Genomic DNA, 23,131 nt, shown 5'->3' with positions numbered 1-23,131 from the left:
CAAATAAATGTGCTTTCGTTAGAAAGTGTAATCGCTCGCATCCATTATTACAGGGATTAATTTTGTCTATACGAAACAGAAAAAAAATCCTCCCTCAGCACTACCTGTAATTTATATACAGATAGTGTGAAAGAGGATTTCACAGATTAACTTCTACTTACTAAATTGGCAATTGGGATTACTAGCTCCCTACTATGCTGACCTCCACAGGATTGGAATTGAGTCTCGTACCTACGGCTTTGATAATGAAATTGTAATTCGTAGTCGAATTAATATTGTTTACCGTAAAGCTGTACTGCGTTCTTCCTGCCACAACCTGAATATATTCACTCCAGTGTGTGGATACCTTATCGTTTTTCTCATATATTCTAAAACCTCTAACAGGTTCTGGACTCCCTGCAGGGGGGCTCCAAGTAATAAAGGCTTTGTTGCCACTTCTTACAACACTAGCATTTGTTACGACCGATGGCTTAACGTCAGTTCTTTTTATCCCATATTGATCATAAGCCCTTACCCCGTTGTTACCCGATCCTTCATCTGCTATTGCTGCTGTATAAGCTGTAAATTTCAGCACTTGATCTGACACATAAACATCCGTGAACATTTTTTTGTGAGGCTGCAAATTTTTAGCTGCAAAATAATCGTTATAACCAGGGTACTTTGTGTAAAATTTATTGCCAAATGCATTGGACATCAGATAAATGGTGCCCTTAGGATTAACTGCATTACCTTCACTATCGATCGTAATTTGTGAGGCTGGAACAACTAGATCATTATACATTTGGAACGATCTCATATACATATGATCATGAGCTTCAAACACCATATCTATTCCCATCTCATCAAAAGCAGGGACAAGATGTTTCTTATAAAATTGCACACGTTCATCTTCATATTTTCCTGAGTTATCTCCCGCTCCATAAGGTCCTTTATGGACCGCAACAAATTTCCACTTCTTATCGCTCTTGGCAACGACATTTCTCATCCATTTCACTTGGTCCAAATATTGCGGATCTACCCACCGCACAGTTCCGTCACTGGCAAGACCACCTTCGTATTGAGAGTTAAATACGATGTAAAGTGCATCACCATATTCAAAAGAGTAAGCAGAACCTTCGTCAGTGCCGGCTACAACCTGTTTAGGCAAGTTAAAATGATTATAGAAGTTATTGTTAGGTGTTGTTTCGTCACCTGTATAATCTTCAACTTCATGACCACCGAGCACTGGAACGATAGGAACAGTTGTAAGTTCATTTTGCGCTAAACCGAGCATCCACTGCCATTGCTCCTCTAAATCCCCATTGTCTACTAGGTCACCAGCATTAATGATAAATTTAGGATCGCCTATTTGTGTTTTCGCTTTTCTGAATGTATCCGCCCATGGTTCAAATCCAGAACGACTTGAGGCTTGAGAATCTGAGCCGGCAATGAAGTGATACGGTTGATTTACTGCCGTATCTGTAGTGAAGGAACCGATCTGACTCCAGCTGTTAGACGATCCGTTACCTACCCGGTATTTATAAGCTGTTCCTGGGGTCAAATTGTTTGCGATAGCTTTATGTGCGTAATAATTCGTTTTTCTTTGGGTAGCTCTGTCTCCTTTGATCACGTAAGTTCCAATTTTCTCAGAGCTGCCTTGAAATGTAGTCGCTCCAACCTCTGGAAATACACCGCCTTGTACAGCAGAAGCTAGCACCACTTGAACGACCGTATCCGTCATTACATCGGTATACCAAGCAAGGGCTAAGCTTGTTTTTGGGTCTCCGTTAAATGTCATATTAATTAATTTAGGAATAACAGGTGTAGTAGAAGTACTTTGAACGGTAAAACTCCAAGCTACATTTCGAATTAGCGGCAACTGATCTTGCCCTTTAATTAGCTCCTTCGGTACCGATACCGTATACGTCTTTCCATTTACAAAGTTAGGGTGATTAATTTTTAATGTGTTGTTATTAATAATTTCAGTCGTAATGTTGCTTAGTGGATTGTTATTACTGTCCTTAATCGTCGGAGAATATCCTTGAACAATACTAACAGGCTTATTGAATTTCACAGTAACTGGGCTACTGGCTGATACATTTACAGAACCGTTCGCAGGATGAAGAGCTTCATCTATCGTTGGAGTTCCCGGATGTGTGCCTGAAATTAGGCTTCCCATTATGCGAATATCTTTTATTCTACTGGAACCATAGCTGCCTATAGCTCCTACTTCACCTTTCGTATTTACATTTGAATTGACTAACCAGCGAACATACAACATATTTTGATTAGCCCCATTCGGGATCGGTACGTTTGTTAGTTTGCACGTATTTCCTGCACAATCGAAGTTGGATATTGCCATCTTTAAATTTGTATTCGGTACATCCTGCCATGTTTGATTGTTTGTACTTACCTGAACTTTAAAATCACGTGGTCCCGTTCCTGAAGAATTTTGTATGGATGATAATGTGATATTCTCGTAACCCGCTGTAGGAACAGTTGCGACCCAATATTTACTTCCACTGCCATTCCAGCCTTGATAGCTAATCGCTTTATTAACACTATCATAAGCTTCGAATACACCACCCACGTTAGTAAATGTGGACGCTAATTTGTTTAGACCATTTGTAGCCGGAAAGCTGCCGTTACTTCCTCCATTTGCAAATATCCATTCTGCTAAAACAATTGGTTCCGCTGTACCATTCCTTATTGTAAAATTCCAAGTAATGTCGTTTGTAAGATTGACTCCATCAACGCCGCTTACAAGCTCCTTAGGAACTGTTACGGTATAGCTCTTTCCATTCATAAAATTAGGATGATTAATAATTAAAGTATCATTGCTGACTGTCGTAGTAATACCTGGTAGCGTACCTCCGGTATTGTCAATAATAGTTGGGTTATATCCGGTATTGAGGCTAATGCCTTTGTTAAATTTCACAGAAACGAGTGCATCTTCTGATTGCCCGACTGCATTCGCTATAGGTGTTTTTGTTACTTCGTTTGTTGGTATTTGAGTACCGCCATCGATCCGAGTGCCTTTAACAGTAACATCTTTAAGTAAACTCGAACCGAAGGGTCCAACCGCAGCATTGCTAGAGTTCGTTGCTTGAGTAGAAGTTACTAGCCAACGAATATACAACATATTCTGATTGTTAGCCTGAAGTACAGTATCCTGAAGCTTACATGTCGTACAGTTAAAATTGCTCGTAATTAAAGTAAGCCCACCACCAGGTACATCCGACCATGATTGGTTATCCGTACTAATTTGAACCTTAAAGTCCCGAGGTCCTGATCCTGTTGAGGTTTGCTGAGAGGATAAAGTAATGTTCTCATAATCTTTTGTTGATAGGGTAGCTAGCCAATACTTCGTGTTAGCTCCATTATCCCAGCCTTGATATTTGATACTATTATCGGTTGATACAAGTGCTTCGAAGTATGGGCCACCCACAGCACGAATGGTTGAACTTTGTTGATTCACCCCAGATGAAGCTGGAATAACTCCTTGTGTTCCCGCACTGCTAAAGTTCCATCCGGCAATAACTTCAGGAACCGATGTTATTCCTATCTCAGCAGGTTGTTCATTTGCGCTTGCTCCTCCTATTACATTGAATGGTAGCAAAATGAGAACAAGTAAAACGGATAAAGCGTAACTAAATCTCCTTTTTACATTTTTTTTAATGTTCATCGTTGTTACCTCTCTTCCATTTTTATTTGAAAGTCTCACCAGCAATATATCGCATTATCGAACATTTAATCTCTTCCTATATTCCGCAAAACGTAAATTTTCTACGTATACTGCTATTATCTTTTAACACCCTCCCTCCGAAATGGAAAGATGATATAATAGGAACAATAAGTTTACAAGTAACCTGCTCTAAGCTTTTTTCCACAACTAATACACTCATCTAAAAATGGGGGTGGATGTCTATGGAAATAAATTTTTATGAATCGCTTCCTTTTTACATTAGCCGTGAGAAGAAAACCCGCTCCAGCATAGCCTCCGCACATTATCACGATGCATACGAAATTCTGTATTTAATCTCAGGTCAAATTTATTATTATATTGAAGACAGAACTTATCAAATTGTCAGCGGCGTCTTACTGTTTATCAACATGAATGACTTACATAAGCTGGTCAATGTAAATGGAGCTACTTTCGAAAGAGTTACTTTAGTTTTTAAAAAAGACTTCCTTAGCACCCTTCTCATTGAGGAAGCAGGATGTAATCTATTCTCCTATTTTCACTCCCATTCAAATGCAATCAAACTAGGAGGTAATGATCAAACGTTTATTGAGTATCATTTTAATAAAATGATTCAGGAAGAAACGAATAAATTACCTGGCTATGATTACTATCAAAAAGTCCTTTTGACGGAACTGTTGTTATTTCTCAAACGCAAGGTTGACATGGGCCCAAGTTACAATCTGATCGAGTCGAATCGAGCAAATCAGAAGGTTTCTCGGATTCTAGAATTTATAAATCTGAACTATGATAAACGTGTAACATTAGATGACTTATCTCAGAGATTTTCCATAAGTCCCTCTCATTTAAGTCGTACATTTAAAGAAGTTACTGGATTTACGTGCATCGAGTATTTAAATAACATTCGGATAAAAGAAGCTCGCTCGTTACTCAACAATTCCAAATTATCCGTTTCGGACATTGCCCTGTGTGTAGGATTTGAGAACTTAACCCATTTTGGAAGAATATTTAAAAGTACTGTTGGAACTTCCCCTCTTCAATATCGTAAAATGAGCCGAACGAGCGAATATTGCCCAGTAACATAAGCATAAATAGCAGATAGATACAAAAATCACCCCGTCAGCCAAAGCTGTCGAGGTGATTCATAAAAAACTAGTCATCTTCTTTTAAGGAGTAATTGTCAAATAAGATTTATTTGATTTTTGGAGTAATAACCCTTTATCGGATGTAACAATTTTTGCAATTGGTTCCACTATTTTTACGATCAAGTTGCCTGAACTGTCCAGTATTACGATACCATTGCTGCCACCAAGTTGGCCTATAAGTTGTTTATTTAATACTTGAACACCTGCAACTGGCGATGTCCATACAAGCTGATCTTTCCCGTTTGATTTAAACTTGTACAGATCATATTGGTTTGATTTCTTCTTAGTTGTGTAAAACAGATTTCCGTCGACACTATCAAACCAAGATACAGCATGTTCGGACAGCTTCGTTTCACCAGTTCCGTCTAACGAAGACGAGTATAAAGTATCTTTCTCATCTTTGTTGATATAGTATAGTTTGTCTTTAACAATTTGGAAGTCGCGAACGTTCGCATTCACGATCTGTTCCGTCTTATTTGTTTTTAGATTGATTCTGTAGATGAAACTCGGAGTTTTATTCAAATAATCCATTTTACATAACACGTAAACATTATCACCTACGACAGTAGTAGCGTTATTAATATGATCAGCGAACATCATGCTAGAGTCTCCAACACTTCTAGACTTGTTGTCCTCTTTAATATAAAGACTTCCATATTGTTCATTAAGCATTCCATTAGTGATGAATAATGTTCCGTATGGAGTATCCCGGAAAGAGCCTAAACCTTGATAAATCACGTCAGTCTTCCCGTCAGCACTTATATTAACGTGAAAAGTAGTACCTGTTATAAGTCCAACACTAGGGCTATAGGAAAACCACAACCTATTTTCGAGGATTTGAAAATAGACTTGGTTTGAAAAGGTTTCTGGGCTGAAATTATAAGAATAAACTTCCTTATTATCAGCCGGTTTATTTACTGGTGCACGATAAACGTGGTTGGTTGTAGCCTTTGTTTCAACGAAGTAATAATACCCCTTAAAAAATGCTACATCATTTTTGATAGCATATGAAGGAAGATTAATTACTTTCAATTGCGGGTTATCGGACGTAATGCTAAGACCGCTGGCAGCGTTAAATTTATAATCCCATCCAAATTCGTCATGAGCGAAACGCCAGGTTAGTGGTACATATGTAACATTCCTGAAGTTTAACAACGGATATTTTTCAGTTGAATTGTTGATTACCTTGCCATTAACTATAATAGTAGAAGCGGTTTTCGTCGCAGTGTACGAATTCGAATTTGGACGTTTAGACTTGGTAGGCATATAGGAGTTAGTCACCTTGCTTTTCGTTATAGTTAAACCAGTTGCTTGCGATACAGTTGTCTCCAAACCAAGCAATCTAGAGTCGTTCGAGGTCATCGGAATATAAGTTATATCACGATAAACCAGTAACGGGTATTCCCGATTAAGATTATCTATTTTATGACCATTTAGCTTCACTTCAAATACTGGTAGTGAAACCTTTACGCTTGAATCTGCCGCTTTAACTTGTACCGTAGGTATGAACAAGCCTATACATAATGAAATTGCGATCACATACCCAACCCATTTTTTTCTCATTGTTTAGTAATCCCCTCTATGTGTTTCCTTACATCTTTCGACGTTTTCCATTAATATCCTTTAACAATAACGATATTCTACCCGAGATTTCAATTGAGATGTTTACACATAAAAAAAACTACACCTCCAATTGTTAGTTGAGTCTAACATTTGGGGTATAGTTTAGTTTCAGCTATGCATTCACAGAGCCGCTCAAACTAACTATTCAAAATAATTTGGTTCCTTAGGAGGCGCTGAAAAGTTTGAAATAGTGTACTCCGTCGTGAGCGGTATCACCAGGGGCTGTTCTTCGATTGGTGTTGAACCACAGTTTATCCCCATGCGCAATTGCAACACTTTCTATCTCGAATAGATCGGGGTATGCAGCGGATGTAATACGGAACGATAGATTATTATCTGCGGTTATTGTACCCGAGGCAGTAGAAATATTACGATAAACAAGAACGATGCTGACGTTTTTATATGTCATCGGGACATAAACGGAATTGTTATGATAGCCGTATCCTTGAAATACATACGAGGTGATGTTGGGTATAGTGCTACCGTTAACAAGAGCGTCTTCAATATTTATGTTAAAGCTGTTGGCTACATTAATTGTACCGCTGTTTGCAGTAAGTGGGAGTGATCCTGTGTAAAAGGTTCGTCCGGCTTTGAAAAGAAAGTTAATGTTGTTAGCGTCTTTGCTAGTAATTTTAACCCCTGACATTGCCTTGTTTACACCATTGTATTTTATTGTATAGTTACCAACTTTGTAGTATGTTGCTCCAACATACTTCAGCTTCACAAGACTTAAACTGCCTTCTTTCATAGTAATAACAAACATATATAGTTCTCCATTTATTGTGCTGAGAACTATATCATTCGCATGTCCGAGACTGGTAGTGTAGGTTGTCCCATTATCACCGTTTGTCATGATCCCAGTTGCCCCAGTAGTCATATGAGTACGATATATGACTTGAGACGCATCGTTGTCGCTAATTTTTACGGAGTAGGCGTATGTTGATCCTACAGTAAACCCCTGTGCGGAGTAGGCTCCATGTGTATTCGGGAGCGTTGCGACATCAGCATAGGTGTTATAATATGCTGCGCTGGCTATGTTCGGCATCAACAACACTGTACTAAGGAGAAAAACTACAAATAAGGTGAAACGTTTATTAAGCCTGACGTTTTTTTCACTATTACTCTTCATAATTAATCCCTCCAAAATAGTTTTTTAAAACTAGCGAATTTCGCGTCTTGTTCCACCTCCTTTTTTTGTTCGATATCACTTTCTACAGTTGTAGCCGAATTTCTTCCTAATAAAAGAGCAAATTATTTCAACATCAGCCAAGTAGGTTATTTGTTTTCGTCGATGCAGAACTATTGCTCTCTTTTTTTGGAAATAGAAATTCACTACCTATTTTCGCCAACTTAGTTGCAATTCCCTCCCAAAAGATTGAAAAAAAGCATGTTATGTGGATTGTGAAATTGCCTCAGTTACGATGCGAGAAGATAAGGTCTGGATAACGCTCCTGATTATTCTGCAGTGGCACTTCAGGATAGGAATGCGTTCGTACCAAACTTAAAATGTACAATCTTATTCCATAACACAAAAAAACCGCGATTTACGCGGTCATTAATTAGAACTGTATTAGTCAAGATCGAAGGCATCAGCAATGAGCCTATACGACTGGAGGCGTTTGTCAAAATCGTGGATTTGCGAGATGATCATCAATTCGTCAAGTTGCAAACGTTCTGCATATCGCTGAAGATTGTCTTTAACTTGTTCCGGTGTACCAACAAATCGGTGCGAGCGTATTTGCTCGATCGCTTGTTCTTCCGCAGCCGAGTATGGATAACCATTAGCAGTCTTCACTGATGGAAGATGTCCGAGTTCTTGGCCCGTTAATAACTTAGAAAAAAACAGCTCGTTACTTTTGGCTAGATCTTGCGCTAATTCCTCACTGTCAGCACATATGACCATTACTGCAGCAAGCGCCCTAGGTTTGCTCTCATAAGCGGACGGATGAAAATGTGCGAAGTAATGTTGCAACGGCTCGTTGGCCTTCGCTCCGAAAAATTGCGCAAAAGCGAAAGCCAACCCTTGCTCTGCGGCAATTCTCGCGCTTCCTTCGCCGGAACCTAACATCCATAGCTCGGGTGCTGCAACCGTTCGGGGGAAAGCGTATAACCCTGCAAAACGATGATCAACCGACGTACGATCATGAAGATAGTCTGCTAAGTCGACCGCCTGCTGCACATATAAATCGACATCACTCTGCTTATGCTCCTGCAATGCCTGAGTAGCAAGAGGAATACCTCCGGGGGAGCGGCCTATTCCTGCATCGATGCGGCCCGGATGAAGCGCCTCCAGCAACTTGAAATTTTCAGCTACCTTGTATGCGCTATAGTTGGGTAGCATAATGCCTCCAGATCCGATTCTTATGGAATGGGTATGAGCAGCGATGTGTGCGATCAGCACTTCCGGACTAGACGAAGCCAACGCCTCTGATGCGTGATGTTCGGAAACCCAGAAACGATAATAGCCCATCTTCTCCGTCTCCTGTGCGAGAGCAACCGTCTCGTCTAGCGTTTCCTTTACCGTTCTTCCTTCACTGATATGCGAATGTTCAAGTACGCTTAATCTCATAGGCTATCGATGACCTCCATGCCTCATTGGCGGATTTTAGTTAGAGTGGCTCAAATCCCGACGATCGTACCCATTGCTACTAAGATTGCGATGTCCATTGATGTTATACAATTGGCTCAAACTGTATTTCTCTTTGCAAATGATTAATGTTTCGAATAAAATGAACTTATGTATCACACAGATTTCTAGTTTCTCGTATTTCTAATATCTTGATTATCGAGATATATTAATTATAAAAGGAGGTTTGTTTTTTTGTCAAGTAAACGAGATGAACCAAAAACGGAATTATACGAAAATTTCACATTACAAATGCGTGGATTAGGAAACAGGACGGTTTTGTACCAGCACAATGTGGCTTCCTCGCTAGGGATTAACAACATTGATTTTGTTTCCGTCGATTTCATGCGTGAAAAAGGTCCAATTACGGCTGGTGAACTGTCAAAACTAACGGGGCTTGCTACGGGCAGCGTTACTTCATTAATTGACCGTCTTGAAGGAAAAAGTTTCGTGCGCAGGCAAAATGATCCAAATGACCGTCGTAAAGTGGTTATTGTCCCTCTGTATGAAAATAAAGAAGAGGTCAACATCGCCTATATGCCTCTTCACAAAGAACTGGTAGAGCTTGCTGCCACTTATACGGACGAAGAGCTTACACTCATTACGCAATTTTTAGGTAAAGCAAGCATAGTAATGGAGGAACAGATCTATCTTCTTAGTTCTAAATCCCGCAACAAATCTTCATCTTCTTAAATCAAAAGCGACGCTAGGTAGACTCTTACAAAAGAAGACCGCTGTCCTATATTAGGACAAGCGGTCTAATTGTTTTTAACTCTATTAAGTCATCGAATACAATAAGAGCTTGTGAATATTTCAGTAACTCAATTGTCCAATGAATACTGACTGACGATAGCTTCTAAATATGACTTCAAACCGTTAATTGCAAATAGATTTAAGTGTACATATAATCTTTTCGTTCCTCATTGTTCATCTTCAATAGGGATCGATATCACTTGGTCCGTACTTTTATTGGTGAAGTTTACAGTCCACATCGAAGTCTTTTCGTTATATGTTGCTCCTTTAATAACGGGCAACCATTCATCTGTAGCAGCGATGGAGTGTTGATATTCGTTCGATGCCATTGCTTTCCGAATAGCTTCCTCCTCCAATAATATAGCATTGCCTGCATTTATATGGGGGATTATGATTACTTTCTCTGCTGTGCTATCACCAGGGTATTGCGTAGTTATTGGACCTTCAATTACCTTAACTTCAACTTTCTGACCAACTTTTACTTCATCAGGAGCATTCGAATACCAAGAAGCGTTATAGAAAAACTTTTCGCCGCCTTGTGCACCATAATCTTGAACATTCGGGTCTACTACGAGAATTTTCCCGTTCTCTACCCTAACAACATAACCAACCAGGCCGCTCACTATCTCACTAATGTTAACTTCAATCAAGTCATCACCATATTTATCAATTAATTGAGATTTTTGCTCTTCCGTTATATAGGCATCCACTACTACTTTTTGATTCTGAGCATTAAATCCAACTGTCATAGGACCGCGGACATCCATAGCTTTTAAACTGCTGACAATTTTATTTTGGATATTATTTTTTGTATCTTCATGGAGTTGTTCCTTCTTTACGTCACAAGCCGTCAACATACTGACAACGACTGCACAGCAAATTATGAGCTTGAACATTGCGTCCCTCCTATTTATCATTCTTGTCGGTATAGACGTCATATCGATTAATAAAGTTACGGTGATATGTCCATTAACTGGATACTATAGTGTTTAGTACTTACTACAAGTAAACCAACATTAAATAAGCAGAGCACCGAAGTGTCTGCTTATTTTTGTCTAAATACTTGTTTACTTGCATAATAAATCATACTGTTCATTTCGCATTAAACATTTCAATTGTATTCTATCATTACGGAAAATTAGTTACACCAATTAGAAGGATTAAATACTATACACTTCTCCGTGTTTTCTGTGAAGACATCTCTTCACTTAGACTAAGTGTCCGACCCGTTGATGTGTGAATGTCATTAATAAGCTCTGGGTTATCCATTAATGACACGCCATATAATGGTATCATTTCTTTTATTTTCGGTTCCCACGCTTCCATATGTTGCGGGAAACATTTTTCAATTAACTCAAGCATAACGGAAACTGCAGTTGAAGCTCCCGGAGATGCACCAAGTAAGGCAGCTATTGAACCATCAGCTGCACTTATAACTTCCGTGCCAAACTGTAGTGTTCCTTTGCCAGCTGCCGTATCTTTAATAATCTGTACACGCTGACCTGCTACGACCAATTCCCAATCTTCGCTTTTTGCATTTGGTACAAATTCACGTAATTCTTCCATACGCTGTTCTTTTGATAACATAACTTGATTGATCAAATATTTAGTTAATGAAAGATTTTTCACTCCTGCAGCCAGCATCGTAACAAGATTATTTGGTTTTACAGAAGTGATCAAATCAAACATTGAACCGGATTTTAAAAACTTTGGCGAGAAGCCGGCAAATGGTCCAAAAAACAACGATTCCTTCTTCTCGATAAATCTTGTGTCAAGATGCGGAACTGACATCGGAGGTGCACCAACTGGCGCTTTCCCGTATACCTTGGCATAATGCTGCGATACAATTTCAGGATTGTGACAGACCATAAATAATCCACTTACTGGAAATCCGCCAATCCCTTTTCCTTCAGGGATACCGGATTTTTGCAACAAGTGAAGGCTTCCTCCACCACCGCCGATAAAAACGAATTTTGCGGCATGGCGTTCAACAGAACCGTTGTCGACATTCCGTACTTTCAACTCCCATGAGCCGTCGCTAGTACGAGAAATATCATCTACACTATGCTTAAATTTCATATTAACGTTTTGGCTCTTTAAATGGGTAAACAACATACGCGTTAAAGCGCCAAAGTTAACATCCGTACCTGATTCAATTCTTGTTGCAGCAATTGGTTCTTTTAATACACGGTCCTTCATCATCAGCGGAATCCATTCCATTAGCTTTTCTGGATCATCAGAAAATTCCATGCCTTGAAAGAGAGGATTGTTGGTTAACGCTTCAAACCGTTTTTTTAGAAAAGTAACATTCTGTGCTCCTTGTACGATACTCATATGAGGCAATGGCATAATAAAATCCTCTGGATTACGGATTAAATTACTATCTACAAGATACGACCAAAATTGCTTTGAGAGCTGATACTCTTCATTTGTTTTTATTGCCTTGCTAATATCTATCGAACCGTCGGGTTTTTCAACGGTGTAGTTAAGCTCACATAGTGAAGCGTGCCCTGTTCCTGCATTATTCCATTCGTTAGAGCTTTCCTCACCAGCGTTTGCTAATTTCTCAATCACTGTAATTTTCCAGTCCGGCACCAATTCTTTCAGCAGAGACCCTAAAGTAGCACTCATGATTCCGGCACCAATCAAGATAACGTCTGTTTTTATTTGTCTGTTGCTCATTTTTACCGTCCTTATACTCTTCGATTTGCAGAAAAAAATGCAGGTTCTCCTGCTTAGGTGCCATAGCAAGCCTGAGCCCGACCTTGTCACATTTCATTTCTGGTTCAAAATTACCTGATCATAGTCTATCATTAATATTTATAGATGAAAATCTTTATTTGCTTTTTTCTGATAGCATTAAGCTATCACAACAATAGCTTAATGCTATCAGAAAAAAGATGTACGTAACACTCCGGGATTACACAACCATAAAGGCGCTTACAATCAAATGAAACAGATTGTGAGCGCCCTAGTTTACAATTAAATCTATTCATTTCAGTCCATTAGTGCTGGGATAATACTTTCCTTTATTAATGCCCACCTATCACGAGCATTAACGATGAACTGTGAAGCAATTGCGATGACCAGACCCTTTTTTGGAATACAACAAATGACATTGCCGCCATCGCCTATTGCTGAGTATGCATAAATTCCATCCTCTTCACGTAACCACCATAAATAGCCGTAATTATTGGGAGTTAACGTTGTTGATTCATCTATCCACGACTCCGAAATAATTTGGTTGTTGTCCCACATGCCACGATTCAAATATAGACAACCAAAACGTGCCATATCACGAGGATTTAGCGTAAGTCCAAAACCGCCAGTTGAGTTTCGACTTGGATCTTCCACCCAACCTCGCACGTCTTTACCAAATAAATCATCAAACCCAAATGAATTCATGTTATAGGAAGGGATTTCTTTCATACCGATCGGATTAAATAAGTATTCATTTGCAAACTGACGTGCACTCTTTCCGGTAGTCCGAGTAATGATGGCTGAAAGTAGATGTGTCCCCGCAGTGGAATACTTAAATGCGCCAATAGATCCCTGCTCACCCAATATGTCTAATATATACTTTACCCAATCAGATTGCATGCACATCACGTCCAGCGGCTCACGCCAGTCCTCAAATGGGTAAGGAGCGGTCATTGTGAGTAAATGGCGTACTGTAATTTCTTGTTTCTGTGAATTAGTAGATTCGGGAACATACTCGGGGAAAAAATCCAGCACCTTCTGGTGTACATGATTAATGTATCCTTGATCGATCGCAATACCAATCAGGGCAGATAAAATACTTTTTGTAACAGATGTCACATGATGCGTACCTTTAACACCAAATCCGTTGTAGTACTCCTCATAAGCAATACATCCATTTCTTACAACAACAATGCCGTTAATGTTGCTGTATTGGGTTGTAATAATTGATTCAAGATCTGATAGCCTCTCCGTATCTATGCCTGAAGTCGCCTGTTCTAATGTTTGCGAATCTGCAGTTGGCCAGTAATTTTTTTTAATAATACTCACCTCTCTAAGGGACATTTTGGTTCTGTTTAGTGTGTGTTAAGGAAAGCGTCTGGTCTTGCTACTATCTTTTCTTTACTGGAAAATACACCTCAGTAACCATTTCTTCAGGAGCATTCGCCTGATTGGGAGCTGTTATATATATTTCGTATGGTGATTTCACCAATTCATATCCTTCATTTTCTATCCATTCACTCAGCTTGGCGTATACCGATCTCAATTCTGAATAGAAACCTTTTAATACTGATTTCGCACAAAGACTGCCCTGTAATACTCTTGTACCCCTTACATTCTCCGCTATCGGAATGGCAAATTCGGTATCATTACCAGACGGATTGTATTCAGGACTATGATAGATAGTGATGGGAGTACCAAGTAAGGTGAGCTTTTCTGACGCAATCTTTTCGTATAACATGCCAAAGTACTTCCCATAACCTGCAACGTAGTCATCACTACTTAACAATTCACGTGTAAAAAGGATATTCACTGGCTCAGTTTCAACAAGTTGTACTTCAATATCATCAATGTAAGACATAATTGGAATACCTTTCTCTACATTCAAAATATCGCTGCTCATTTGTTTCAGAGTATAGTCCAGTGTAAACAGCTTTTCCTGCATTTCGCTTCTTTTGCGACAGAGTGTAGCACGAAGATTGTCCTCGAATTGATCTGCTCCTATTTCCAGAATAATTTTGATTTCTTCTAGAGAGAAGTGATAAGATTTCAAACGATTAATAAAAAGCATCTTTTTGAGTTGGTTGATGGAATAATAGCGATAACCGTTTTCTGGATTAATCTCATCTGGTTTAATTAGTCCATGTTCATCATAGTAGCGAAGCGTTTTTGTTGAAACTCCACATATCTTTGAGAACTCTCCAATCGATAGCATATGGCACCTCCATTCTGCATATGATTCGCAAGTCAATAATGCTTACAATTCTTTTGCTTATTCTCACAATACACCTTGCCCTAAGGGGAAAGTCAATCGTAATAAGTTATCATCAATACTACATCATCAGTAGTAATTTGTTGTAAATTGTATGATTCTGACTACTATTCTGTAAGCGTTTACAATATGTGAGCAAAGGTATATAGTGATGATAGATTTATTAATTAATAATGAAAAGGGGGTCAATTATGAAAAAAGCGTACACTTTTATTATTGCGATCGCTCTTCTATCTTTAAGTATTATTACTCCAAGCGGCAAAGTTTCAGCTTATTGGTATGATACAGAACATACTATGAGTAATGTAAACCAAAGTGTTTTTTATACGGGTACTTTAACTCCTAATTCACCCGGTACTAGAATCCATAAGTTTACAACTCATAGGGCTGGAACTGCATTATTTACAATAGTCCATACTAATTTCGGAGGTCCTCTTCAAACTCAGTTATTGGACTCTAATTTTAACGTTATTCCGAATGGTTCTGGTAACGGTGGAATCAATGTCCAAGCAAATCAAGTTTATTATCTGAAAGTGACTTATTTGAATGGTCCAACTCATCCTAATGGAGCTTCTTACGTCTACATGGGACATTACGTGGTTTAATGGAATAATTATGATAAATTAAGAGGCTCGTTCCCGTCAATTGTTATGGGACTTGCCTCTTGTTTTGTCTAATGATTTGAAGGTAGCGACGTTGGATGCCAACTTCATTTTATCATTAACGTTTCAGAATTTACTAAAGAAAGTGCCCCTAAAGCCTGTGGCTTTTTGAGGCGCTCTCCCCCTCCATTCCCTGAAAAAAATTCCTTCTTCTTCTTGTTTTGTATCAGCATCAGCATCTATTTTAGCGTACTTTCTAACTTCGAAGCTAAGAGGAATTCAAGATTGGATACTGCCTTAATTGTCTTTCTGACACTAGTGTTAATAGCAAAAATGTCATTTATCGAGCTTAACAAAGTTATACCCGGCAGTGTACCGAGAGCAAATTGTATTTTTTCGGCCTCGACATTCATAATATGTGTCCATTATTCGAAACGACTAACGTGTAAGTTAGTAATTGTCCTGGAGTAGCCGGATTATTTTCTGCTAACTTTACCTAGTAGACTACTATTGTCAATAATTCCTCCTAGATCGTTTAATCAGTTCGGCTAGTGTTTGTTTCTAATAAATTGCCAATAACAAAATAAACCAAAGATCAGTAATGTGCTTTACTGCTCCTTGGTTTATTAAACATGTCACGATAGCTAAAAAAGCGGCTGACTATTCCAGTCAACCACCTCTATATTCATTAATTATTTTCCATATACAGCAAAGTAGTTTTCTTCATTATCTGGGAAGTTAAATACTTTGCCGAAAGGCATCTCCATAATTTCTCCTACTTTAATATCTTTACTTGATAGATCGCTATGAAGTTCAGCGATGCTTTCAGAATAAAACATTAATGAAGGAGTACCAAGATTTACACCTGGAGACATCTTTGCTACCGCTTCCTTACTGTGTAGAACAAGACTTGTTTCATTTGAGTTTAATGGAGCAATTTCAATCCATTTCATACCTTGTCCGTTATTTTGTTCAGAAATAACACTAAATCCTAATTTTTCTGTCCAAAATTTCACTGCCTCATCTTGGTTATTTACATATAACATTAGCTGACCGACTTTTGTAATCATTATTTCTTCCACTCCCTATTAGTAGTTATTACCTAAAACGGATTGTTTAAGTTGTGACTATGGGTTAAGTTCTATGCTACTATTTCACGCTCTTCTGAATCAACTCTAAGTGCTCGTCCAGCCTGTTCCAAGTTTCTGTAATTCCTTGCATCATGCCCATCGCTAGCACTTGCTCAACTGACTCTGCAGTTACATACTCCGCATGATTAACAACTTTTGTGCCTCTATCCGTTTTAATGAAGGAGAGCGTTACGATCGTCGATGGCATATCTTTCGATATGTTGCCCTCCGCATCAGAGAATGAGTCCACATACACAATTTTCTCTGGAGCAACGATTTCCTGATATACACTCTTGCCCCACGATTCCATACCATAGAAATCACCTTGGTTTTTATCCTCACACTTCATGCAGTAATGCCAAGCACCACCAACACGGAAGTCCAAGTTGCATACAGGAATAGTCCAACCATTAGGTCCCCACCATTGTTTTAGATGTTCTGCCTGCGTGAATGCTTGAAATACTAACTCAGGAGATGCATTGAATTCACGCTCTAGAATAATCACTTTTCCCTCGATCTTAGATATCATTTGGTTTGCCATTGTAATTTCCTCCTCGATTTTTTTACTTTGATTTAATCGTTTAACCCATGCATTCACTTCGGGTCTTCGTTGTCTTGCAACTTCTGCAAATAGTCATCCAGTCGGTCAAATCGCTTCTCCCACATAATACGGTAACTTGCGAGCCAATTATCGAGCTCTCGGAATGGATCCGCTCGCAGCTTGTAAATTCGGCGATTAGCGTCCACCTCTACCTCCACGATGCCAGCTTCACTTAGAACACGCAGATGCTTGGATGTTTGAGGTTGGCGCATTTGCAGCCGTTCGGCAATTTCCCCTACGGTGAGTGAGCATTCGCGTAACAGCTCAACGATCTGCATACGATTAGGCTCAGCCAAAGCACTCATAACGTCAGTATTCATGATCATCATCCGTTCTGTTGCTCTACTTGTTAGCATCTTTCGTATCTTTATTATTATGTGTTTTCTTTGCTAAACTCAATATACCACAATAGGAATATTCCCGTAAAGGAATATTGTGAATGGATTGTTAGAAACTTTTTTGAATATTAACGATCAATCGGAACAAATTAAGGAGGTCGTAAATGTGGATGATTCTCAATGATTAAGAAGTTAACTATACGGAATGGGGATTAACATTGTGAAACAGAAAAAATTGGATTTGATGGCGTTAGCCTCTATTCCACTGATTATGACGTTAGCCAATTCAATGCTTATTCCCGTTCTTCCCTTAATGCAAAAGAAACTTCATATTTCTCCGCTACAATCTAGCTTGATCATAACGATATATGCAGCGGTTTCGATTTTTTTTATACCTATAGCGGGTTATCTCTCTGATCGATTTGGACGGAAGCTCATCATTATTATCGGTCTTTCAATAGCAGCAATTGGTGGTTTAGTATCTGGCTTAGGTGCTTGGTTATTACACAACAATGTTTACATGGTCATATTAATTGGCAGGTTAATTCAAGGAATCGGGGCTGCAGGAGCGTTCCCTATCGTTATTCCTTTAGTTGGGGATATGTTTGACAGTAAAGAAGAAGTTAGCAGCAGCCTTGGTATGATTGAAACCTCGAATACATTCGGTAAAGTAGTTAGTCCAATTGTTGGTTCTGCATTAGCTTTAGTCACATGGTTTCTACCTTTGATTGTTATACCTGTTATCTCAGTCATTTCTTTGATTGCCGTAATCTTTTTAGTCAAAGTTCCTAAACCAAAAAATAAAGCAACTCAAACAGTTAAACAATTTATTACATCATTAAAAGGAGTACTCAAAGAAAAGGGTAGTTGGCTGTATACCATTTTTATCGTTGGTGGAATTGTAATGTTTATATTGTTCGGTTTTCTCTATTACTTATCTTCGATACTTGAAGATCACTACAATATAAAAGGAATTTGGAAAGGTTTATTAATTGCGATTCCTTTAAGTGCAATATGTTTAGCTTCGTTTATTACGGGTAAAATAGTTGGTGAAAATAAAGCACGTATGAAGTGGTTTACTGTTTGTGGAATTGCACTTCTGGCAACATCCATGTTAGTGTGCGGTCTTGTAAATACAAAAAGTTTAGTTTTTCTTATATCCTTCATGTTCCTGGGCGGTACTGGAATTGGATTGGCATTACCGAGTCTTGACGCCCTCATAACCGAAGGTACAGATAAAAAACAAAGAGGAACAATTACTTCACTTTACAGCAGCATGCGATTTATTGGCGTAGCAGCAGGTCCATTAATCGCTTCAGCCCTGTTATCGAAAGAGACACTGCTGTTTTATATTTTTGCAGGCGGTTCTATCCTCTGCTTTTTTCTATCTATATTTATGATTAAGCCCGATAAACAGCAAGCTACTGGTTGATTGATTTTAGCCTGCTAATGTTTGTTATCTTATATGTAAAAAGAGTAAAGGGTTGCAGTTCTGCAACCCAACTTGGCATTTCTATATTCTATCAGGCCAATAAAAATAATGTGCTGTACGTGTTAATTATTTTGTATAATTTCGTGGTGCAGTTGTATCTATGATCTTCCGATAAGATGTTGAAAGATGTTCCTTATATGACCGCCTTTCAACATTTCAATATTAACAACCTTTCCGTCAAATGTAACTGCAGGTAACTTATTAATGCCATACGCGTTTGTTTTTATGTGCATCTCGTTTGTATCATCCGCATTGTTTATGTCATAGACAGTTATTACACACTTAGAACAAGCATATTCCGAAACTTTGTTAATAATTTCATCCCCGAATTTCAACCTATCTGTAAATATCTCAATATTTTTGCTCATATGATCACCCTTTTATTAATTTTTTTAAAACGGGACATTGATCCTTAGGCAGCGGTTGTGAAAAATTAGCAGGTTTCGTGACCATTTCTAGCATCGATTTAAAGCTCTGGAGTTGACTGATCTTATTTTCAATCTCATGTACCTTTAGTGTTGCGAAGTTATACATTTCTTCAGTCGGATAAAAGGTTTCTTGTTTGACAATAGTTAAAAATTGTTGAATTTCCTTTAGAGTAAATCCGATTGCTTGTGCTCTTTTTATCATTACAATATCTTCGACTGTATCTGCGGGAAACATTCTGTACCCTGACTCGGTTCTGGGAGGCTTAGATATTAAACCCTTTCGCTCGTAGTACTTCACTGTTTCAATATTCACATTAGACGCCTTAGCTACTTGGCTTATCGTAAGTCCACTCATAGCGTCTCTCCTCTCTTGAACTAATGATAATCTCCGTACTATGGTACGGGGTCAAGTATATTTTTCAGCATACTTCGAATATCTATTGTATTAAATAATATAGGAAAATACTGTATATTAATAGTAGTAAAAGTATGCGCCTTACATAATAAGTTGAGACTTGATTCAATTATTTTAGAAGAGGAGTGACTCAATAAAACTATAGAACAATGGCGATCATCTCTCGGTTCTAAACCGTAAAATGATCGCCATTATTGTATTGAATATATTTAATTGAGTTATTCATCAGTTTAGATCCACCATTATCTCGTTCATTTTATTTATAACCTGTTCTTCTTCAGCTCCGTGTAAGTAGAGTACAACCGGTAACCTCTGTAGTTCCTCTAGCATTTTCTCAGCATTCAGACTTCTCAAAATAACCATCTTCAATATCTCTTGTAGCTCATCTAATTGTATATTTTTTGCTCTTTGTTCTGGATCTATGTTTCTGCGTATTGGATGCTCATCGCTACCCGAATAAGCATAATCCCAACGACTATCTATTAAATATTCGGCCTCATATGTCCTAATTAACTTGAGTAATAAGTCTGCTATTGGTTTATCAAAATGAATAGTTGAGATAATATTGCCACCAATCGCAATAAATCCGCCATTCCCACCTATCATCGGAAATCGATGCATATGAGGTGGCAATGGTTCAGGCATTAGACGCTCTTGTGGAAAAAGGACATGAAATTGTCTTTGCCTCAGCAAGACCTATTCGTGATCTTATCCCCATATTGATGTACTTAACGGTTTTCCTTTAAAACAAATTGTCCCATCCAAATCAAAAATAAACTGCATGATATGTCTCCCCTCACTTTTTCACATCATACCAGTTTTTTGTATAATAGAAAGGACAGATGACCGAAAAGGGAGCAGCCGATGAAAATCATTTTAGAACAACATTCGATACAAAAATACATCACACAGTTCAACCTAGATCAAATATTCGTTCTGTCTGATTCTTTACCTATCCATCTTCGTATCTATGAGCGTAATGAACTAGTTTTGGAGGAAGGAAATGAATTAGATGGTCTTTATTTTCAGGTAGCAGGTCGAACTAAAGTATCAACTAGTGTGGGTACAGGAAAATCATTATTATTGCGCTTTTGCTATCCACTAACTGTCTTCGGGGATGTAGAACTACTGCAGAAGGCTGTCATTCAATCTCAAGTAAAAGCGATTGAACAAACAACATTTATATTTATTAACAAACATACGATTGAAACCGAACTCATGCAGAATCATTACTTTTTGCAACAACTCTTAAAATATCTTTCATATAGACTCCAGACGTGTACAACTGCTTCAAGAATTAATTTGTTGGCTTCGGTCGAGGAACGTTTTGCGAGTTATTTATTAACGATACGTCTTCAAAATGAATTCGGAAAAGAGATGCAAACACCTAACATTGGAGAGATCGCATCTTTGATAGGCACAACTCCCCGCCATCTAAATCGTGTCATTCAAAAGTTATCTGAACTAAAAATAATAAGCAAAACATTAAAGTCCATAGTCGTTTTAAATTGGGAGCGTTTGGATGAACTCTCAAATGGTTTACGTTATGATTAATAAAAAGGAATACAAGCTACTGGACGATTACATATAACATATTCAAAAAATTCCAGTCCAGACTCATCCTCGGTACGAAAAATATTAAAGCCCTTGAGAAGTACAATCCTTTAGGGCTTTAACAATCATCTCAATTTACAATAAGGTTCTTAATATCTCTAGCAACCTCCGTCATATCGTTGTTAAGCTGATGATTTCGCCCATCCAATTTATAAATGACTGCGTGGGGAAGTTTTCCTGCGTAAATGGATAGATGTGCAAATGGGACCCATTCATCTTCACTACTATGATAGAAGTACATAGGCCGAGTGTTGGATAGCTTAGTTGGAAACTCCTCAGAAAGTGCATACTCTTCTACTTCCCAATCTTCTGCACCCCAATATGGAGGTGCGATTAGAAACAAACCTGCAATATATGTTGTAAGTTGCTCTTCTGAAAGATATTTAATCAACAATGAAGCACCCAAGGAGTGACCGACAATGGTTACATCTCCATCAATGGAAATGAGCTCTTTAGAAATCTGTTCCCTCCATGCTTCATATTTAGGATTTCCCTCATCTGGCATCTTCGGAAATATAACATTATACTCCGCACCTAATGTCTCTTGCAGATGTAAAGCCATTTTTTTATCTTCTTCATAAGCACCGTCTCCGCCGCCATGAATGAATAACAAGCTTTTTGACACAGTCATCGCCTCCTATCATTATTTGAATTTCCCCATTGAGATGTTAATTCTATAGTGCCCGTATATCAAAATCTCATCGAGTAGGTTGCTGAGCTGAAGCTGCTCTGATACTTCAACCTTGAGAATAAAGCAAGGATCTCCGCTAACACGGTGCGCTTCCTTTATTTCGTCACGTCCCTTTATAAATTCCTGAAATTTTGTATGCTGATAATCTTTTATCATAACGATGACGAAAGCGGAATAAATGTTTCCCATCTTTTTCTCATTGATCTTCACCGTATAACCTTCAATGACTCCAAGATCCTCTAGACGTTGAATGCGATTAGCGACCGCAGCGCCAGACATATGAACATTTTCTCCAATTTGTTTCCATTGCAATCGAGCATTTTCCCTTAGCAGCTTAATAATTTCTAGATCAATATGATCAATCATAATTAACCTCACTTTCATGGCTAAAGTAAAATGCTCAAAACGCTTTAACGAGCTTATGTAAGTAGAATAAAAAATATCATATGCTTGTAATCAAGGGCCCTTACCTAATTATTATTATTTCTGGGAGGTATATCAAATGAAAAAACGCTTCTCCATCTTCTTGACTGCGGTAATTATCATTTCTACTTTTCTAAGCATACAAGTGAATGCTGCTTCAATCGTCACCACTTTACCTACAAATCTGTCAGAGCAATTAGCATGCCATCCCGGTGGTACAAGTGAACATAAGAAAAAAGGTTACTTTTTAAAGGCTCGTGTTCTAACTATTAAGGGCGAGAAGTATCTCAAATTGACGACTAACCTAAAACTGACTGATAAAAATTATGGAGGTGCACCTGTTGCTGGGGCAGGACATGTTCATTATTATTTGGACGATCAAATCACTGGACCAATAACGAATAAAAATCTGTTTAAACTGACTAACCTTCATGAAGGTACAAACAAGATTCGTCTTGTTCTTGCGCAAAATAATCATATGGAGGATTTCGGAGCAAAAGCGATTGTGGAGTTAACTGTTGTAAAGTAATTCATAGAAGAATATAGCTATTCCACAGTTAAAAGCCGTGATATCACGGCTTTTAACTGATCAACAA

23 protein-coding genes and 1 pseudogene are annotated in these 23,131 nt (G+C 38.3%); 6 read left to right on the top strand and 18 right to left on the bottom strand.

Going from position 1 to position 23,131, the window contains the following annotated elements:
- Window positions 1–181: 181 nt before the first annotated feature.
- On the bottom strand, window positions 182–3,664 hold the full coding sequence (locus MFF31_RS16720; protein ID WP_238189387.1) for an Ig-like domain-containing protein: 3,483 nt from the start codon (window positions 3,662–3,664) through the stop codon (window positions 182–184).
- A gap of 242 nt (window positions 3,665–3,906) precedes the next feature.
- On the opposite strand from MFF31_RS16720, the gene MFF31_RS16715 reads away from it, so the two are divergent.
- Window positions 3,907–4,767: an AraC family transcriptional regulator gene (locus tag MFF31_RS16715; protein ID WP_238189386.1), complete on the top strand. Its 861-nt coding sequence runs from the start codon at window positions 3,907–3,909 to the stop codon at window positions 4,765–4,767.
- An 81-nt stretch (window positions 4,768–4,848) separates the two neighbouring features.
- Here the strand turns inward: MFF31_RS16715 and MFF31_RS16710 are convergent, their stop codons facing one another.
- From MFF31_RS16710 to MFF31_RS16700, 3 genes are all read right to left on the bottom strand, one after another.
- Window positions 4,849–6,390, bottom strand: coding sequence for a DUF5050 domain-containing protein (locus MFF31_RS16710; RefSeq protein ID WP_238189384.1), 1,542 nt, complete (start codon window positions 6,388–6,390; stop codon window positions 4,849–4,851).
- A gap of 223 nt (window positions 6,391–6,613) precedes the next feature.
- Window positions 6,614–7,579, bottom strand: coding sequence for a hypothetical protein (locus MFF31_RS16705; protein ID WP_238189382.1), 966 nt, complete (start codon window positions 7,577–7,579; stop codon window positions 6,614–6,616).
- Window positions 7,580–8,020: 441 nt separating this feature from the next.
- Window positions 8,021–9,019, bottom strand: a complete 999-nt coding sequence (locus MFF31_RS16700) for an LLM class flavin-dependent oxidoreductase (RefSeq protein WP_238189380.1) — start codon at window positions 9,017–9,019, stop codon at window positions 8,021–8,023.
- Window positions 9,020–9,271: 252 nt separating this feature from the next.
- On the opposite strand from MFF31_RS16700, the gene MFF31_RS16695 reads away from it, so the two are divergent.
- Window positions 9,272–9,769, top strand: a complete 498-nt coding sequence (locus MFF31_RS16695) for a MarR family winged helix-turn-helix transcriptional regulator (RefSeq protein ID WP_375541324.1) — start codon at window positions 9,272–9,274, stop codon at window positions 9,767–9,769.
- A 227-nt stretch (window positions 9,770–9,996) separates the two neighbouring features.
- Here the strand turns inward: MFF31_RS16695 and MFF31_RS16690 are convergent, their stop codons facing one another.
- From MFF31_RS16690 to MFF31_RS16675, 4 genes are all read right to left on the bottom strand, one after another.
- Window positions 9,997–10,725, bottom strand: a complete 729-nt coding sequence (locus tag MFF31_RS16690) for a DUF3221 domain-containing protein (protein ID WP_238189378.1) — start codon at window positions 10,723–10,725, stop codon at window positions 9,997–9,999.
- A 271-nt stretch (window positions 10,726–10,996) separates the two neighbouring features.
- A complete protein-coding gene (locus MFF31_RS16685; RefSeq protein ID WP_282570597.1) occupies window positions 10,997–12,550 on the bottom strand; it encodes a malate:quinone oxidoreductase in 1,554 nt (517 codons plus the stop codon).
- A 276-nt stretch (window positions 12,551–12,826) separates the two neighbouring features.
- Complete coding sequence (locus tag MFF31_RS16680) at window positions 12,827–13,849, bottom strand: serine hydrolase domain-containing protein (protein WP_238192084.1); 1,023 nt, start codon at window positions 13,847–13,849, stop codon at window positions 12,827–12,829.
- A gap of 70 nt (window positions 13,850–13,919) precedes the next feature.
- Complete coding sequence (locus MFF31_RS16675; protein ID WP_238189375.1) at window positions 13,920–14,744, bottom strand: MerR family transcriptional regulator; 825 nt, start codon at window positions 14,742–14,744, stop codon at window positions 13,920–13,922.
- A 248-nt stretch (window positions 14,745–14,992) separates the two neighbouring features.
- Between MFF31_RS16675 and MFF31_RS16670 the strand changes: the two genes are divergently transcribed.
- On the top strand, window positions 14,993–15,406 hold the full coding sequence (locus MFF31_RS16670) for a hypothetical protein (RefSeq protein ID WP_238189373.1): 414 nt from the start codon (window positions 14,993–14,995) through the stop codon (window positions 15,404–15,406).
- A gap of 236 nt (window positions 15,407–15,642) precedes the next feature.
- Here the strand turns inward: MFF31_RS16670 and MFF31_RS25545 are convergent, their stop codons facing one another.
- The 5 genes and pseudogenes from MFF31_RS25545 to MFF31_RS16655 all read right to left on the bottom strand — a co-directional run bounded on the left by MFF31_RS25545 (window position 15,643) and on the right by MFF31_RS16655 (window position 17,454).
- Window positions 15,643–15,816 carry an alpha-helical endospore appendage domain-containing protein gene (locus MFF31_RS25545; protein ID WP_483874650.1) on the bottom strand — a complete coding sequence of 58 codons (174 nt, stop codon included), beginning with the start codon at window positions 15,814–15,816 and terminating at the stop codon, window positions 15,643–15,645.
- Window positions 15,813–15,887, bottom strand: a pseudogene (locus MFF31_RS25450) (hypothetical protein); the annotation flags it as partial. The pseudogene MFF31_RS25450 and the gene MFF31_RS25545, both read right to left, overlap by 4 nt.
- A 208-nt stretch (window positions 15,888–16,095) precedes the next feature.
- The gene (locus tag MFF31_RS16665) at window positions 16,096–16,473 is read right to left on the bottom strand and encodes a VOC family protein (protein WP_238189371.1); all 378 of its coding nucleotides are present in this window, start codon (window positions 16,471–16,473) and stop codon (window positions 16,096–16,098) included.
- Between the two features lie 79 nt (window positions 16,474–16,552).
- Entirely contained in the window at window positions 16,553–17,074 is a 522-nt protein-coding gene (locus tag MFF31_RS16660) for an SRPBCC family protein (protein WP_238189369.1), read from the bottom strand.
- 53 nt (window positions 17,075–17,127) lie between these two features.
- Window positions 17,128–17,454, bottom strand: a complete 327-nt coding sequence (locus MFF31_RS16655) for an ArsR/SmtB family transcription factor (protein WP_238192082.1) — start codon at window positions 17,452–17,454, stop codon at window positions 17,128–17,130.
- Window positions 17,455–17,692: 238 nt separating this feature from the next.
- Here MFF31_RS16655 and MFF31_RS16650 point away from each other — a divergent pair, with 238 nt between their 5' ends.
- The gene (locus tag MFF31_RS16650; protein WP_238189368.1) at window positions 17,693–18,904 is read left to right on the top strand and encodes an MFS transporter; all 1,212 of its coding nucleotides are present in this window, start codon (window positions 17,693–17,695) and stop codon (window positions 18,902–18,904) included.
- A gap of 158 nt (window positions 18,905–19,062) precedes the next feature.
- Here MFF31_RS16650 and MFF31_RS16645 read toward each other — a convergent pair whose 3' ends face one another.
- The 3 genes from MFF31_RS16645 to MFF31_RS16635 form a co-directional block, all read right to left on the bottom strand.
- Window positions 19,063–19,332, bottom strand: coding sequence for a hypothetical protein (locus MFF31_RS16645; protein ID WP_238189366.1), 270 nt, complete (start codon window positions 19,330–19,332; stop codon window positions 19,063–19,065).
- 4 nt (window positions 19,333–19,336) lie between these two features.
- The gene (locus MFF31_RS16640) at window positions 19,337–19,747 is read right to left on the bottom strand and encodes a MerR family transcriptional regulator (protein ID WP_238189364.1); all 411 of its coding nucleotides are present in this window, start codon (window positions 19,745–19,747) and stop codon (window positions 19,337–19,339) included.
- Between the two features lie 285 nt (window positions 19,748–20,032).
- On the bottom strand, window positions 20,033–20,452 hold the full coding sequence (locus MFF31_RS16635; RefSeq protein ID WP_238189362.1) for a hypothetical protein: 420 nt from the start codon (window positions 20,450–20,452) through the stop codon (window positions 20,033–20,035).
- Between the two features lie 219 nt (window positions 20,453–20,671).
- Between MFF31_RS16635 and MFF31_RS16625 the strand changes: the two genes are divergently transcribed.
- Window positions 20,672–21,361 carry a Crp/Fnr family transcriptional regulator gene (locus MFF31_RS16625; RefSeq protein ID WP_238189361.1) on the top strand — a complete coding sequence of 230 codons (690 nt, stop codon included), beginning with the start codon at window positions 20,672–20,674 and terminating at the stop codon, window positions 21,359–21,361.
- A 130-nt stretch (window positions 21,362–21,491) separates the two neighbouring features.
- Here the strand turns inward: MFF31_RS16625 and MFF31_RS16620 are convergent, their stop codons facing one another.
- Both MFF31_RS16620 and MFF31_RS16615 read right to left on the bottom strand, forming a co-directional pair.
- Window positions 21,492–22,046 (bottom strand): alpha/beta fold hydrolase, encoded by a 555-nt coding sequence (locus MFF31_RS16620; RefSeq protein ID WP_238189358.1) that lies wholly within the window; start codon window positions 22,044–22,046, stop codon window positions 21,492–21,494.
- Window positions 22,047–22,064: 18 nt separating this feature from the next.
- Window positions 22,065–22,478 carry an Lrp/AsnC family transcriptional regulator gene (locus MFF31_RS16615; protein WP_238189357.1) on the bottom strand — a complete coding sequence of 138 codons (414 nt, stop codon included), beginning with the start codon at window positions 22,476–22,478 and terminating at the stop codon, window positions 22,065–22,067.
- Between the two features lie 136 nt (window positions 22,479–22,614).
- Between MFF31_RS16615 and MFF31_RS16610 the strand changes: the two genes are divergently transcribed.
- Window positions 22,615–23,064: a hypothetical protein gene (locus MFF31_RS16610; RefSeq protein ID WP_238189355.1), complete on the top strand. Its 450-nt coding sequence runs from the start codon at window positions 22,615–22,617 to the stop codon at window positions 23,062–23,064.
- The last annotated feature ends 67 nt before the right edge of the window (window positions 23,065–23,131 follow it).

This window comes from Paenibacillus sp. L3-i20, from assembly GCF_022180385.2.
GTDB lineage: Bacteria > Bacillota > Bacilli > Paenibacillales > Paenibacillaceae > Pristimantibacillus.
The sequence above is the reverse complement of the archived record's forward strand: the minus strand, read 5'-3'. Positions and strand labels throughout refer to the sequence as shown.

Coding starts and splice junctions, on each gene's coding strand:
- MFF31_RS16720 (WP_238189387.1), bottom strand. CDS start 3,664: ATGAACATTAAAAAAAATGTAAAAAGGAGATTTAGTTACGCTTTATCC.
- MFF31_RS16715 (WP_238189386.1), top strand. CDS start 3,907: ATGGAAATAAATTTTTATGAATCGCTTCCTTTTTACATTAGCCGTGAG.
- MFF31_RS16710 (WP_238189384.1), bottom strand. CDS start 6,390: ATGAGAAAAAAATGGGTTGGGTATGTGATCGCAATTTCATTATGTATA.
- MFF31_RS16705 (WP_238189382.1), bottom strand. CDS start 7,579: ATGAAGAGTAATAGTGAAAAAAACGTCAGGCTTAATAAACGTTTCACC.
- MFF31_RS16700 (WP_238189380.1), bottom strand. CDS start 9,019: ATGAGATTAAGCGTACTTGAACATTCGCATATCAGTGAAGGAAGAACG.
- MFF31_RS16690 (WP_238189378.1), bottom strand. CDS start 10,725: ATGTTCAAGCTCATAATTTGCTGTGCAGTCGTTGTCAGTATGTTGACG.
- MFF31_RS16675 (WP_238189375.1), bottom strand. CDS start 14,744: ATGCTATCGATTGGAGAGTTCTCAAAGATATGTGGAGTTTCAACAAAA.
- MFF31_RS16670 (WP_238189373.1), top strand. CDS start 14,993: ATGAAAAAAGCGTACACTTTTATTATTGCGATCGCTCTTCTATCTTTA.
- MFF31_RS25545 (WP_483874650.1), bottom strand. CDS start 15,816: ATGAATGTCGAGGCCGAAAAAATACAATTTGCTCTCGGTACACTGCCG.
- MFF31_RS16665 (WP_238189371.1), bottom strand. CDS start 16,473: ATGATTACAAAAGTCGGTCAGCTAATGTTATATGTAAATAACCAAGAT.
- MFF31_RS16660 (WP_238189369.1), bottom strand. CDS start 17,074: ATGGCAAACCAAATGATATCTAAGATCGAGGGAAAAGTGATTATTCTA.
- MFF31_RS16655 (WP_238192082.1), bottom strand. CDS start 17,454: ATGAATACTGACGTTATGAGTGCTTTGGCTGAGCCTAATCGTATGCAG.
- MFF31_RS16645 (WP_238189366.1), bottom strand. CDS start 19,332: ATGAGCAAAAATATTGAGATATTTACAGATAGGTTGAAATTCGGGGAT.
- MFF31_RS16640 (WP_238189364.1), bottom strand. CDS start 19,747: ATGAGTGGACTTACGATAAGCCAAGTAGCTAAGGCGTCTAATGTGAAT.
- MFF31_RS16635 (WP_238189362.1), bottom strand. CDS start 20,452: ATGCCTGAACCATTGCCACCTCATATGCATCGATTTCCGATGATAGGT.
- MFF31_RS16625 (WP_238189361.1), top strand. CDS start 20,672: ATGAAAATCATTTTAGAACAACATTCGATACAAAAATACATCACACAG.
- MFF31_RS16615 (WP_238189357.1), bottom strand. CDS start 22,478: ATGATTGATCATATTGATCTAGAAATTATTAAGCTGCTAAGGGAAAAT.
- MFF31_RS16610 (WP_238189355.1), top strand. CDS start 22,615: ATGAAAAAACGCTTCTCCATCTTCTTGACTGCGGTAATTATCATTTCT.